The following is a 12880-nucleotide window of genomic DNA, read 5'->3' as shown; positions in this document are numbered from 1 at the left end:
GGAGCCTTAAACGAATCTGGGCATCACTTGTGAGTCCTCCGAAGCCACCGGGAAGGGGCGCGGAGGGATCGCCGCAGGGGCGCGGCGGGGGCGCAGCGGGGGCACGGAGGGGGCACGGAGGGGGCGCGGCGAGGGCGCGGCGAGGGCGCGGCGAGGGCGCGGAGGGATCTCCCGGTGGTCGGACGCGCGTCGGCGGGCGCGCTCGGGCGACGGGCGGCCGGAGGAGTGACGGAAAACCGCCGGGCCGGCACCCCGAGGGGCGCCGGCCCGGCGGCCGTCGGACAACCGGTCACGCCTGCGCGCGCAGCCGCTCCGCGATCTGCTCCGGCGTCGCGTCGTTGATCCACACGCCCATGCCCGACTCGGACCCGGCCAGGTACTTCAGCTTGTCCGCCGTCCGCAGCACCGAGAACACCTCCAGGTGCAGCCAGGAGTGCTCCCGCCCGACCTTCGCGGGCGCCTGGTGCCAGGCCGCGATGTACGGCAGCGGCCGGTCGTACAGGCCGTCGAGGCGGCGCAGCACGTCCAGGTACAGGGTGGCGAAGTCGTCGCGCTCGGCGTCGGTGAGCGCGGGCAGGTCCGGCACGTGGCGGTGCGGCACCAGGTGCACCTCGACGGGCCAGCGGGCGGCGGCGGGCACGAACGCGGTCCAGGTGGCGTTGCTCGCGACCACGCGCACCTCGGCGGCCTGCTCCGCCGCCAGCACGTCGCCCATCAGGTGACGGCCGTGCTCGGCGTGGTAGCGCTCCGCGACGGCCAGCATCTTCTCGGTCTTGGGCGTCACGAACGGGTAGCCGTAGATCTGCCCGTGCGGGTGGTGCAGGGTCACGCCGATCTCTTCACCGCGGTTCTCGAACGGGAAGACCTGCTCGACGCCCGGCAGCCCGCCCAGCACCTCGGTGCGCTCGGCCCACACGTCCACGACGGTGCGCACCCGCTGCGCGGTGAGCTGCCCGAACGAGGTGTTGTGGTCCGAGGTGAAGCACACGACCTCGCACCGCCCGCGCCCCGGCCGCCGCGCGACCATCGGCATCCCGTCGACCGTCTCCGGCAGGTCGGGCGTGTTCTGCGCCAGCGACGGGAACCGGTTCTCGAACACCGCGACGTCGTAGGAGGCCTCGGGGATCTCGGTCGGCTTGCCCGGCTCGGTCGGGCACAGCGGGCACAGGTTGGCCGGGGGCTTGTAGGTGCGCGTCTGCCGGTGCGCGGCCATCGCGACCCACTCGCCGGTCAGCGGGTCCTGCCGCACCTCGGACAGCGGCTGCGTCTTCGGCAGGTCCCTCGTGTCGACCGCGGTGCGCGGGGGCGCGTCGGCCGAGTCGTCGTAGTAGATGATCTCGCGGCCGTCGGCGAGCTCGCCCGCCGTGCGCTTGACGCCAGTCACGCCAGTTCCTCTTCTCCCCGTCCGGGCACGTGCGCCAGGACCAGTTCACCCACCTGCTCGCCGAGCACCGCGACCGCCTCCTCGGGCAGTCCGGCGTCGGTGACCAGGACGTCCGCCTCGTCGAGGTCGGCGATGGTGGAGATGCCGACCGTGCCCCACTTGGTGTGGTCGGCCAGCACGACGACCCGACCGGCCGCGTCCACCAGCGCCCGGTCGGTCTCGCTCTCGTTCAGGTTGGGCGTGGTGAACCCGGAGCGCTCGGCCATGCCGTGCACCCCCAGGAACACCACGTCCAGGTGCAGCGAGCGCAGCGCCTGCACCGCGACCGGTCCGACGAGCGCGTCGGACGGGGTGCGCACGCCGCCGGTGAGCACCACCGTGCGGTCGGTGCGCCCGCCCTGCTGGAGCACGTCGGCGACCCGGATGGAGTTGGTGACCACGGTCAGGTCCGGGATGTCCTCCAGGAACCTGGCGAGCGTCCACGTGGTGGTGCCCGCGGACAGCCCGATGGCCGTCCCCGGACGCACCAGGCCCGCCGCGCGCGCGGCGATGGCCTCCTTCTCCGGGAGCTGCCGCACCGACTTGGCCTCGAAGCCGGGTTCGTCGGTGCTGCGCACGACCACCGTGGTGGCCCCGCCGTAGACCTTCTCCAGGAGCCCGCGCGACGCGAGCACGTCCAGGTCGCGGCGCACCGTCATGTCGGACACGCCGAGCCGGACCACGAGGTCGCTGACCCGGACGGCGCCGGTGCGGCGCACCTCCTCCAGGATCACCGCCTGCCTCTGCCGCGCGAGCACGGTCACTCCCCTTCTGCGGTGGGTTCTTCCCGGACCACGACGACGCCGCCCGCCGGGACGGTGAGCGTCCCGGCGACGGTCTCACCGGACAGCAGCTCCACGCCGCGCGCGGGCACCAGGGCGGGCTCGCCCGCGTGGTTGATCGCGACCAGCCACGAGCCGCCGTCGCCGCGCCTGCGCACGACCTCGACGCCCGCCGAGCCCGCTCCGACGTCCGCGCCGCCGTCCTCGCCGGTCACCAGGACCTGCTCGACGCCCGCGTCGGCCACCACCGAGCACACCAGGGTTTCCAGCGCCGTGCCGCGCAGACCGCACGCCAGGTACCAGGCGTTGCCGTTGCGGGTGACGGCCGGTTCACCCGCGAGTGGGCCGTCGGCGTAGCGGGAGAGCACCTCGGCGCCCTCGGCGCGCAGCAGCTCGGTCCACACGGCGACCTCGCCGCCGTCGTCGAGCCGGACGACCTCGCCCGCGCGCAGCGGGTGGAACTCCTCGGTGCGCACGCCGAGCAGCCCGCCGAGCAGGCCGGGGTAGCCGCCCAGGTGCACGTGGCCGCGCGTGTCGGTGATCGCGGTGAGGTGGGTGACCAGCAGGTGGCCGGTGTAGGAGGTGAGCCACTCGGCGTCGTCGAGCAGGAACAGCGAGGGCACCACGACGGCCTTGTACGCGGACAGGTCCGCGCCGGAGGGCACGAAGTCGACGGTGACGCCGGAGCGCCACAGCGCGCGGTACAGGCCGAAGACGTTCTCCTGGTAGGAGAAGTCGGCGGTGGGGGTGGCCTCCTGGCCGAGGGACCAGCGCGAGTGCCAGTCGTAGACGATCGCGACGGAGGCGTCCACGGTGGACCCGAGCAGCTCGTTCAGCTTGGCGTACTCGCCGCCCACGCGGCGCACCTCGCGGTGCACGCGGGTGTCCTCGCCGCCGTGCGGGACCATCGCCGAGTGGAAGCGCTCGGCGCCCGCCTTCGACTGGCGCCACTGGAAGAACAGCGTGCCGTCGGCGCCGCGCGCGACGTGCGAGAACGAGTTGCGGCGCTGCTCGCCGGGGAGCTTGGCGATGTTGCGGGGCTGCCAGTTCACCGCCGAGGTGGACTGCTCCATGAGCAGCCACGGGCGGCCTCCCGCGAGGCCTCGGGTGAGGTCGGCGGCCATGGCCAGCTCGATGTGCCGGTCGGGGTCCTCGGAGCGGGTGTAGTGGTCGTTGGAGACGAAGTCCATCTCCTTGGCCCACGACCAGTAGTCCAGGTCGGCGAAGGTCCAGCCGACCATGAAGTTGGTGGTGACGGGCACGCCGGGGGTGACCTCGCGCAGCACGTCCCGCTCGGCCTTGAACAGCTCCAGGAGCGCGTCGGAGGCGAAGCGGTTGAAGTCGAGCAGCTGGCCGGGGTTGCCGAACGTGGGGGTCGCGCGCGGCGGCACGACCTGCTCCCACGCGCTGTAGCGCTGGGACCAGAACAGGGTGCCCCAGGCCTCGTTGAGGCCGTCGAGGTCGCCGTAGCGCTCGCGCAGCCAGGTGCGGAACGCCTCGGCGCAGTTGTCGCAGTAGCAGCGCGGGACGTGGCAGCCGTACTCGTTGCCGACGTGCCAGGCGGACAGCGCGGGGTGGTCGCGGTAGCGCTCGGCCAGCGCGCGGGCCAGCGCGACGGCGCGGGTGCGGTAGACCTCGGAGGTGGGGCAGTAGGCCTGGCGGGAGCCGTGGGTGAGGCGGACGCCGTCCGCGCGGACCGGGCGGACCTCGGGGTAGTCGGTGGTCATCCAGGGCGGGGGCGCGGCGGTGGCGGTGGCCAGGTCGACCCGGACGCCGCCCGCGGCGAGGCGGTCCATGGCCCGGTCGAGCCAGGCGAAGTCGCGCTCGCCCTCGCGGGGCTCCAGCAGCGCCCAGGAGAAGATCCCGAGGCTCACGAGGTTCACACCGGACGCGCGCATCAGCTCGACGTCGGCGTCCCAGACCTCCTCGGGCCACTGCTCAGGGTTGTAGTCGGCGCCCCAGGCGAGGCCCGGCAGTCCGGTCGGCCAGCTCGTCATGGCGCAAGAGTGAACCACAAACTCAACACAGTCAAACAGTAACGCCCGTTTGACACTGTTTGGCGGTACACGTCACCCGACCCGCTGGTATGCGCGGCGAGAAGCTTCGGACTAGCGCCTTAACGGGCCGGTAACAGCCATTGACGTTCCTTGTGACAGAGGACACATTATGCGCAACTTTGTTGGATTCGCGTTCGGTTGGTTCAGCGCTGCGTCAACCCGACAGGAGCGATCATGTCCAGGCCCACGCCCCAGCGGTCCCCCCGATTAGGCCGTCGCGCCGTGCTGCGCGCCCTCGCGCTGGGAGCGGGGGTGAGCGCGGCGCCCGGACTGGTCGGGTGCGGCGGCGACCCCGGCGGCGGGTCGGCGGACGTCGTGACGTTCGGCAACAACCAGTCCGACCCGGTGCCGAAGGACGCGATCACGGCGGTGCTGAAGTCGTTCGAGGGCTCCTCCGGGCTGGGCGTGCGGATCAACACCAAGCAGCACGAGCAGTACCAGGAGCAGATCAACAACTACCTGCAGGGGCGGCCGGACGACGTGCTGTCCTGGTTCTCCGGCTACCGCATGAGGTTCTTCGCCGAGCAGGGCCTCACCGGCGACCTGTCGGACGTGTGGGCCAAGGTCGGCTCCGGCTTCTCCCCCGCCGTGAAGGAGGCCGCGACGGCGGCGGACGGCAAGCAGTACCTGGTGCCGTTCACCCAGTACCCGTGGGGGATGTTCTACCGGCCGAGCGTGTGGCGGCAGCGCGGGTACGCCCCGCCCGGCACGCTCGACGAGCTGGTCGCGCTGGCCACCAGGATGAAGGCGGACGGGCTGGCGCCGATCGCGTTCGCGCAGAAGCAGGGCTGGCCCGCGATGGGCACGTTCGACCAGCTCAACTTCCGGGTCAACGGCTACCGGTTCCACGTGGACCTGATGGCGGGGAAGGAGGACTGGCAGGGGCCTCGGGTGCGGGAGGTGTTCGACACCTGGAAGCGGCTGCTGCCGTTCCAGCAGGAGAACGCGCTCGGCCGCGACTGGCAGGAGGCCGCCCAGTCGCTCCAGCGCGGCGAGGCCGGGATGTACCTGCTCGGCTCGTTCCTGGCCCAGCAGTTCACCGGCGCGGACCGGGACGACCTGGACTTCTTCCCGTTCCCCGAGGTGAACCCCGAGTTCGGCACGGACACCGTCGAGGCGCCGATCGACGGGTTCATGCTCTCCCGCAAGCCGGGCAACCCCGACGGGGCGCGGAAGCTGCTGGAGCACCTGGCGTCGCCGCAGGCGCAGCTGGCGTACCTGGAGGCCGACCCGACGACCGTGGCCACCAACACCGGCGTCGACGTGAGCGGGTACAGCGCGTTGCAGCGCAAGGCTTCCGAGGTGATCTCCTCGGCCGCGCACATCACCCAGTTCCTCGACCGGGACACCGATCCGAGGTTCGCCAGCGACGCGGCGACCAACGGGCTGACCGCGTTCCTGTCCGAGCCCGGTGACGTGGACTCGGTGCTGCGCGGGATGGCGGAGCAGGCCAAGACCATCTTCTCCGAGTGAAGCCCTTGGCTGGCAAGGGGAAGCGCGCCACGTCCCTGACGCGCGGCGAGCGGGTGGCGCTGGCGCTGATGATCGGCGTGCCCGCGCTGCTGCACGTGGCGCTGGTGTGGGCGCCCGCGCTCGGGTCGGTCGGGCTGTCGTTCACCTCGTGGAACGGCATCGGCGGGGTCGAGGACCTGGAGTGGGTGGGGGCGCGCAACTACGTCGACATCCTCACCGGCTACCCGAGGTTCTGGCCCGCCGTGCGCAACAACCTGGTGTGGCTGGTGTTCCTGGTGCTCGTGCCGACCTCGGCGGGGTTGCTGCTGGCCGTGCTGCTGGACCGGAAGCTGCGGTTCGGGCGGGTGTACCAGAGCGTGCTGTACCTGCCGGTGGTGCTGTCGCTGGCGCTGGTCGGGTTCATCTGGCAGCTGGTCTACCAGCCGGAGCAGGGACTGCTGAACAACCTGCTCGGGACCGCCGACGGCGATCCGGTGAACTGGTTGGGGGACAAGGACGTCAACCTGTACGCGGTGCTCGTCGCGGCGGCGTGGCGGCACACCGGGTACGTGATGGTGCTCTACCTGGCCGGGCTCAAGGCCGTGGACCCGGCGCTGCGCGAGGCGGCGGCGCTGGACGGGGCCAACGGGTGGCAGGCGTTCACGCGGGTGGTGTTCCCGGTGCTGCGGCCGGTGAACGTGGTGGTGCTGGTGGTGACCGTGATCGAGGGGCTGCGGGCGTTCGACGTCGTCTACGTCATCAACAAGGGGCGCAACGGGTTGGAGCTGCTGTCGGTGCTGGTGACCGACAACATCATCGGCGAGTCCAGCCGGATCGGGTGGGGGTCGGCGCTGGCGGTGGTGCTGCTGGTGATCTCGCTCGGGTTCATCGTCACCTACCTCGTGCAGGTGTTCCGGCGGGAGGAGTCGGAGTGAGGGGCGTTCGGGCTGGTTCTGTCGCGCTGCACGGGTTCCTGGTGCTGGCCTGCCTCGGGACGATCGCGCCGCTGCTGTGGGCGCTGTACGCGTCGCTGCGCAGCTACGACGACACCGCGCGGAACGGGTACTTCTCGGTCGCGGAGGAGCTGACGCTGGCGAACTACGCGGAGGCGTGGACGCGGGCCGAGCTGCCGCGCTACTACCTGAACACGCTGGTGGTGGCGCTGCCGTCGGTGGTGCTGGTGCTGCTGCTCAGCTCGATGGCGGCGTTCGGCGTCGCCCGCCTGCCGAGGCGGCTGAACCTGGGCCTGCTGATGCTGTTCACCGCCGGGAACCTGCTGCCGCAGCAGGTGGTGGTGACGCCGCTGTACCGGCTGTACCTGCTGACCCCGGTGCCGGGCTGGGTGAGCGACAGCGGGGTGCTGCTGGACTCGCGGCTGGGCCTGGTGCTGATCCACGTGGCGTTCCAGTCGGGGTTCTGCGTGTTCGTGCTGAGCAACTTCATGAAGACCATCCCGCGCGAGATCGGCGAGGCGGCGCGGGTGGACGGGGCGGGGGTGTGGCGGCGGTACTGGCAGGTGGTGCTGCCGCTGTGCAGGCCCGCGCTGGCGGCGCTGGCGACGTTGGAGTTCACCTGGATCTACAACGACTTCCTGTGGGCGCTGGTGCTGATCCAGACCGGGGAGAAGATGCCGGTGACGTCGGCGCTGCAGAACCTGCGGGGGGCGTTCTTCACCGACAACAACCTGGTGGCCGCCGGGGCGCTGCTGGTGGCGCTGCCGACGCTGGTGGTGTTCTTCGTGCTCCAGCGGCAGTTCGTGGGCGGGCTGACGCTGGGGTCGACGAAGGGGTGAGCGGGAAGCGGCGGGGCGGCGTCGGGTGGTCCCGGCGCCGCCCCGCTCCTCGTGGTCGGCTCAGACCCCCGCGTACCCCATGCCGTTGTTCGCGGGCACCAGCGCGGGCCGCCCCGGCAGGTGCAGGGTGAACAGCGCCCCGCCCTCCGGGGAGCTCCCCACGTACACCGCGCCGCCGTGCCGCTCCGCCGCCTGCTTCACGATCGCCAGCCCCAGGCCCGACCCCGGCAGGGTGCGCGCCTCGGACGAGCGGTAGAAGCGCTCGAACACGTGCGGCAGGTCCGCTTCGGCCACGCCGTGGCCCGAGTCCGCCACCTCGACGACCGCCGCGCCCTCCGCGACCTGCCGCAGCCGCAGCCGCACCACGCCGCCCTCGGTGTCCTGGCTGAACTTCACCGCGTTGTCCAGCAGGTTCAGCACCGCGCGCTCCAGCGCGTTCGAGTCGCCCAGCAGCGACCACGGCTCCAGGCTCACGTCGAACGCCACGTCGGCGGGCGCGCGCCTGCGGGCCCGGTCCAGCGCCCGCTCGACCACCTCGACCAGGTCGACCGGCTCGTGCACGACCTGCGGCGCGTCCTCGCGGGCCAGCTCGACCAGGTCGCCGATCAGCGTGGTCAGCTCGTCCAGCTGGGCCCGCACGTCGTCGTTGATCTCCGCCTTGTCCTCGTCGGACAGCGTCGGCGACCCCGGCCGCTCGGACGCCAGCAGCAGCTCCAGGTTGGTGCGCATGGACGTCAGCGGCGTGCGCAGCTCGTGCCCCGCGTCCGCGACCAGTCTGCGCTGCCGCTCCTGCGACTCGGCCAGCGCGCCCAGCATCGCGTTGAACCGCTGGGTGAGCCTGGCCAGCTCGTCGTCGCCGGACACCGGGATCGGCCGCAGGTCACCGGTCAGCGCGACCCGCTCGGTGGCCTCGGTGAGCCGCTGCACGGGCCGCAGGCCGGTGCGCGCCACCGCCGTCCCCGCCGCCGCCGCCGCGACCACGCCCAGGCCGCCGATCACGAACAGCACCAGGCTCAGCTTGCCCAGCGTGGTGTTCAGCGGCTTGATCGACTGGGCGAGCACCATCGCCTCGCCGTCGCCGTACGGCACCGTCAGCACCCGGTACTCGGTGCGCTTGTCGGTCCAGATGTGCTCCAGCAGCTCGCCGTTCGCCACCGCCAGGTCGTCCGAGTTGGTCGGCGGGGCGGTGGTGAACTTCGGGTACAGGATGCGGCCTGCCGAGTCCAGCTTGCCGATCTTGATGTCACCGGCGGCGAGGAACGCGCCCGGCATCTCGCTGACCGTGTCGTTGACCCTGGGCGCGTTCACGGCGGCCTGCGCGCGCTGGCGCAGGTTCTCGTCGAACGAGGTGATCATGTTGTCGCGCACCGTCATGTACACGCTCAGCGACACCACGGCGACCGCGCCCGCCACGCACAGCGCGGCGAGCAGGGTCACGCGGGTGCGCAGCGAGGCGCGCTGGAACCGGGTCCCGCCGGGCGCGGTCACGGGGGCGTCTCCCTGAGCACGTACCCGACGCCGCGCACCGTGTGCAGCAGCCGGGGCTCGCCGCCCGCCTCGGTCTTGCGCCGCAGGTAGCCCACGTACACCTCCAGCGCGTTGCCGGAGGTGGGGAAGTCGTAGCCCCAGACGTCCTCCAGGATGCGGCCCCTGGTGAGCACCTGCTTGGGGTGCGCCAGGAACAGCTCCAGCAGCGCGAACTCGGTGCGGGTGAGGCTGATGGGGCGCTCGCCCCTGCGCACGTCCCTGGTGCCGGGGTCCAGCTCCAGGTCGGCGAAGCGCAGCAGGTTGGCGGTCTCCTCCACCTCGGAGGCGGTGCGCCGCAGCAGGGCGCGCAACCTGGCCAGCAGCTCCTCCAGCGCGAACGGCTTCGGCAGGTAGTCGTCGGCGCCCGCGTCCAGGCCGGAGACCCGGTCGCTCACCGCGTCGCGCGCGGTGAGCACGAGTATGGGCAGGTCGTCGCCGGTGCTGCGCAGCCTGCGGCAGACCTCCAGGCCGTCGAGCCTGGGCATCATCACGTCCAGGACCATGGCGTCCGGGCGCTGCGACAGGACCGACTCCAGTGCCTGCTGGCCGTCACCGGCGAGGTCCACCTGGTAGCCGTTGAACTGCAGTGAGCGGCGGAGCGACTCACGCACGGCCCTGTCGTCGTCGACAACGAGGATGCGCATGTCGACAGTCTCGCCGCTGGTCCTGAGAGCCGCCTGAGAAGCGGGTGTGAGGAGGCAGTCAAGTTCCGGGGGCGCCCGTCGGCCGAGCGGTCAGAAGTAGTCGCCGAGCCTGGGCACGCCGGTCGACGCGGTGAGCCGGTCGAGCAGGGCCGCGTCGCCGTCGAGCAGTCCGGCGCGGCGCAGGGCGTGGGTGTTCTGGAAGCCGCTGAACCACGGCCCGAGCGCCCGCGCCTTCAGCCGCACCGCGCCGCTGCCGCCGGGTTCGACCCTGACCTGCCCGTCCTCCACCACGATCCGGCGCCGCCCGGCGTGCCAGGGGGCGATCGGGTCGGTGACGTCCAGGTCGACGGCGGCGGAGCGCAGCCCGGTCGCGGCGGGCCAGCCGCGCGCGGCCACGGCAGCGGTCAGGTCGACCACGCGCATCAGCCAGGTCCGGGTGGTGACGGTGTGCTTGATCGCCTGGTCGGTGAGCAGGCCGGTGGTGGCCGGGTCGAGCACGCGCAGGTCGAACGAGGGCAGCACGCCGCCCCAGCTGGCCAGCTCGCCCAGCAGCCCGAGCTGGGTGTCGAGGTCGCGGGCGACGACGTCCTGCACGCGCAGCCCCTCGGCGTCGCGGTCGGCCAGCAGGTAGCCCCGCACCTCGCCGTCGTGGCCGGGCACGACGGAGACCACGTTGTGCTCCAGGGCGTCCGCCGGGTCGAACGCGGGCGCGGAGCGGTCGAGCATCCCGTCCACGGTGGACGCGAGGTCGGTGTAGCAGGCGTGCACGGCGGAGGCGTCCTCCGGCCGGGCGGCGCGGGAGAGCGGCCTGCCGCCGGAGGGCAGCTGGCCGGGGGTGAGGCTGATCCACTCGTGGACGCCCGCGCGCTCCCAGCCGCACGAGCGGTACAGGGCGGGCACGGTGGCGTAGAGCAGCGACAGTGCCTGCCCGCGCTCGCGCATGTCCTCGACGGCGCGGGTGAGCATCGCGGTGGCCACGCCCCGGCCGCGCGCGTGCGGGTCGACCGCGACCCCGCCGACGCCCCCTGCGGGCACGGTGCGCCCGCCCCAGAACTGGTGGTGCCGCCACACGGTGAGGGCGCCCACGACGCGGCCGTCGACCTCGGCGACCAGCGGGTCCTGGCCAGGCGGGAGCACCGGGTCGACCGGCTTGGGCCCGCCGAACGCCGTGGACCTCAGTCCTGCGGCGGCTGCGGCGTCGGCCTGCTCGGTGGTCCTGATCAGCACCGGGTACCCCCTCCACGAGCGGCGCCGGGTCGTGGCGCGCCCCCAGGACTACCAGGTGGCGGTGGGGGCTACCAAGCGAAGAAGCCCTGCCCGCTCTTGCGTCCCAGCTCGCCGCGCGCGACCTTGGCGCGCAGCAGCGCGGGCGGGGCGAAGCGCGGTCCCAGCTCGGCTTCCAGGTGCTCGGCGATGGCCAGGCGCACGTCGAGCCCGACCAGGTCGGTGAGCCGCAGCGGCCCGACCGGCCAGTTGTAGCCGAGCCGCATCCCGGTGTCGATGCCCTCGGCGTCGGCAACGCCCTCCTCCAGCATCCGGATCGCCTCCAGCCCGACGGCGACGCCGAGCCGGGAGGTGGCGAAGCCGGGGCTGTCCCTGACCTCGATCACGGTCTTGCCCAGCGACTCGGCCCAGACCCGCGCCCGCGCGAGCACGTCCGGGTCCGCGCCGTCGTGCCTGACCAGCTCGACCAGCGGCTGGACCGGGACGGGGTTGAAGAAGTGCAGGCCGAGGACCCGGTGGCCGGGCAGCCCCTCGGCGAGGGCGGTGATCGACAGCGACGAGGTGTTGGAGGCCAGCACGGCGTTCGGGCACGCGGTCGCGGCGGCGGCGAGCACGGCGCGCTTGAGCGCGGCGTCCTCGGGCACGGCCTCGACCACGAGCTCCACGTCGGGTGCGAGGTCGGCGATCTCGCGCGCGACGGTCAACCGGGCGAGCAGCTCGGCGGGCGGGGCGGGCAGCTTGCCGCGCTCGTCCGCCTTGGCCAGGGACCGCTCGACCCGCTGCCCGGCCGCCGCGACCCGCTCGGCGCCCGCCTCCACCAGCACCACGCGGTGGCCACCCGCCAGCAGCACGTGCGCGATGCCCGCGCCCATGGTGCCGCCGCCGATCACCGCCGCGATCACCGCTCGGCCACCCCGTCCACGACCGCCCCGGACTGGAGCACCTCGGCGGTGAACAGGGAGATCAGCTCGGCGGCCCCGATCTCGCTGAGGTTGGCGCCGCCCGCCTGCCACTCGGGCGAGCCGAAGGCCCGGTTCATGGCGTCCTCGGACTCGAAGTACATCTCGGCGATCAGGTGCGGCTCGTTCTCGGCGAGGAAGCCGGGGATGAGCAGCTGACCGGCCCTGGCGACCTCGACGCGCAGCAGGCCGGGGGTCTTGAGCACCAGGGGCAGGTGCGAGGCGAAGTAGGCCTCGTCGAACTCCTCGGGCCGGTCGGGCCGCCGGTACAGCGCGATGCACTTGATCATGTAACACCTTCCGTCACCCTCGCCGCCGGACTGTAACACCGGCACGATGGGTCCTGTGCGGATCATCTTGCTGCGCCACGGCCAGAGCCTGGGCAACGTCGACGAACTGGCCTACTGCCGGGTACCCGATCACACCATGCCTCTCACCCCGCTGGGGGAGCGAGAGGCGAAGGAAGCGGGCGATCGGGTGAAAGCGCTGCTCCAGGACGTGCCCGCGGCCGTCTACGTGAGCCCGTACACCCGCACCAGGAGCACGCTGCGGCTGCTGGAGCTGGGCGCGCTGGCCGAGCGGGTGGTCGCCGAGCCCCGGCTGCGCGAGCAGGACTGGGGCAACCTGCAGGACCCGGTGCAGCAGGAGGTGCTCAAGCACCAGCGGCACGCGTTCGGGCACTTCTTCTTCCGGCTGCCCAACGGCGAGTCCGGCGCGGACGTGGACGACCGGGTCGCCGCGTTCCTGGACGGCCTCGAGGCGCGGGCGCGCGCGGGCGGGCACCCCGGCACCTCGCTGGTCGTGTCGCACGGGCTGACCATCCGGCTGCTGTGCAGGCGGTTGTTCGGGTGGAGCGTGGAGCTGTTCGAGTCGCTGTCCAACCTGGAGACCTGCGGGCACCGGGTGCTGGAGCACGACGGCGAGCGGTGGCGGCTGGACCGGCCGTTCGACCAGTGGCGCGACTCCCCGGACGGCGAGACCCAGGGCTGAGCCCCGGCTCGGCGCGCCCGCTCGCGGCGG

General features: G+C 72.7%; 12 protein-coding genes. 4 read left to right on the top strand and 8 right to left on the bottom strand.

The features are described 5' to 3' along the window. Nucleotides 1-289: 289 nt before the first annotated feature. From galT to LV78_RS19815, 3 genes are read right to left on the bottom strand one after another with little or no spacing between them, the layout of a single operon-like run. Nucleotides 290-1384 (bottom strand): galactose-1-phosphate uridylyltransferase, encoded by a 1095-nt coding sequence (gene galT / locus LV78_RS19825; RefSeq protein WP_253846760.1) that lies wholly within the window; start codon nt 1382-1384, stop codon nt 290-292. Beyond that, nucleotides 1381-2181, bottom strand: coding sequence for a DeoR/GlpR family DNA-binding transcription regulator (locus LV78_RS19820; protein WP_096497579.1), 801 nt, complete (start codon nt 2179-2181; stop codon nt 1381-1383). The genes galT and LV78_RS19820 overlap by 4 nt, the downstream gene beginning before the upstream one ends. 2 nt (nt 2182-2183) lie before the next feature. Then, nucleotides 2184-4202: a beta-galactosidase gene (locus LV78_RS19815; RefSeq protein ID WP_253846759.1), complete on the bottom strand. Its 2019-nt coding sequence runs from the start codon at nt 4200-4202 to the stop codon at nt 2184-2186. A gap of 234 nt (nt 4203-4436) precedes the next feature. Here LV78_RS19815 and LV78_RS19810 point away from each other — a divergent pair, with 234 nt between their 5' ends. From LV78_RS19810 to LV78_RS19800, 3 genes are read left to right on the top strand one after another with little or no spacing between them, the layout of a single operon-like run. Further along, on the top strand, nt 4437-5735 hold the full coding sequence (locus LV78_RS19810) for an ABC transporter substrate-binding protein (protein WP_253846758.1): 1299 nt from the start codon (nt 4437-4439) through the stop codon (nt 5733-5735). Then, the gene (locus tag LV78_RS19805; protein WP_253846757.1) at nt 5732-6649 is read left to right on the top strand and encodes a carbohydrate ABC transporter permease; all 918 of its coding nucleotides are present in this window, start codon (nt 5732-5734) and stop codon (nt 6647-6649) included. The genes LV78_RS19810 and LV78_RS19805 overlap by 4 nt, the downstream gene beginning before the upstream one ends. After that, nucleotides 6646-7506 carry a carbohydrate ABC transporter permease gene (locus LV78_RS19800; RefSeq protein ID WP_253846756.1) on the top strand — a complete coding sequence of 287 codons (861 nt, stop codon included), beginning with the start codon at nt 6646-6648 and terminating at the stop codon, nt 7504-7506. Before LV78_RS19805 ends, LV78_RS19800 begins: the two co-directional genes overlap by 4 nt. Nucleotides 7507-7566: 60 nt before the next feature. Here LV78_RS19800 and LV78_RS19795 read toward each other — a convergent pair whose 3' ends face one another. The 5 genes from LV78_RS19795 to LV78_RS19775 form a co-directional block, all read right to left on the bottom strand. Continuing rightward, nucleotides 7567-8994: a sensor histidine kinase gene (locus LV78_RS19795; RefSeq protein WP_253846755.1), complete on the bottom strand. Its 1428-nt coding sequence runs from the start codon at nt 8992-8994 to the stop codon at nt 7567-7569. Next, nucleotides 8991-9677 carry a response regulator transcription factor gene (locus LV78_RS19790; RefSeq protein WP_253846754.1) on the bottom strand — a complete coding sequence of 229 codons (687 nt, stop codon included), beginning with the start codon at nt 9675-9677 and terminating at the stop codon, nt 8991-8993. Before LV78_RS19790 ends, LV78_RS19795 begins: the two co-directional genes overlap by 4 nt. Before the next feature lie 90 nt (nt 9678-9767). Continuing rightward, the gene (locus LV78_RS19785; protein ID WP_253846753.1) at nt 9768-10904 is read right to left on the bottom strand and encodes a GNAT family N-acetyltransferase; all 1137 of its coding nucleotides are present in this window, start codon (nt 10902-10904) and stop codon (nt 9768-9770) included. A 68-nt stretch (nt 10905-10972) separates the two neighbouring features. Beyond that, the gene (locus tag LV78_RS19780; protein WP_253846752.1) at nt 10973-11803 is read right to left on the bottom strand and encodes a 3-hydroxyacyl-CoA dehydrogenase family protein; all 831 of its coding nucleotides are present in this window, start codon (nt 11801-11803) and stop codon (nt 10973-10975) included. Beyond that, nucleotides 11800-12150, bottom strand: coding sequence for an EthD family reductase (locus tag LV78_RS19775; RefSeq protein ID WP_012783234.1), 351 nt, complete (start codon nt 12148-12150; stop codon nt 11800-11802). The genes LV78_RS19780 and LV78_RS19775 overlap by 4 nt, the downstream gene beginning before the upstream one ends. A gap of 55 nt (nt 12151-12205) precedes the next feature. Here LV78_RS19775 and LV78_RS19770 point away from each other — a divergent pair, with 55 nt between their 5' ends. Beyond that, entirely contained in the window at nt 12206-12850 is a 645-nt protein-coding gene (locus LV78_RS19770) for a histidine phosphatase family protein (protein WP_253846751.1), read from the top strand. Nucleotides 12851-12880: the final 30 nt, after the last annotated feature.

Source organism: Actinosynnema pretiosum, from assembly GCF_024171695.1.
In the GTDB taxonomy this organism is placed as follows: domain Bacteria; phylum Actinomycetota; class Actinomycetes; order Mycobacteriales; family Pseudonocardiaceae; genus Actinosynnema; species Actinosynnema pretiosum.
This window is presented reverse-complemented; position numbering and strand designations above follow the sequence as displayed.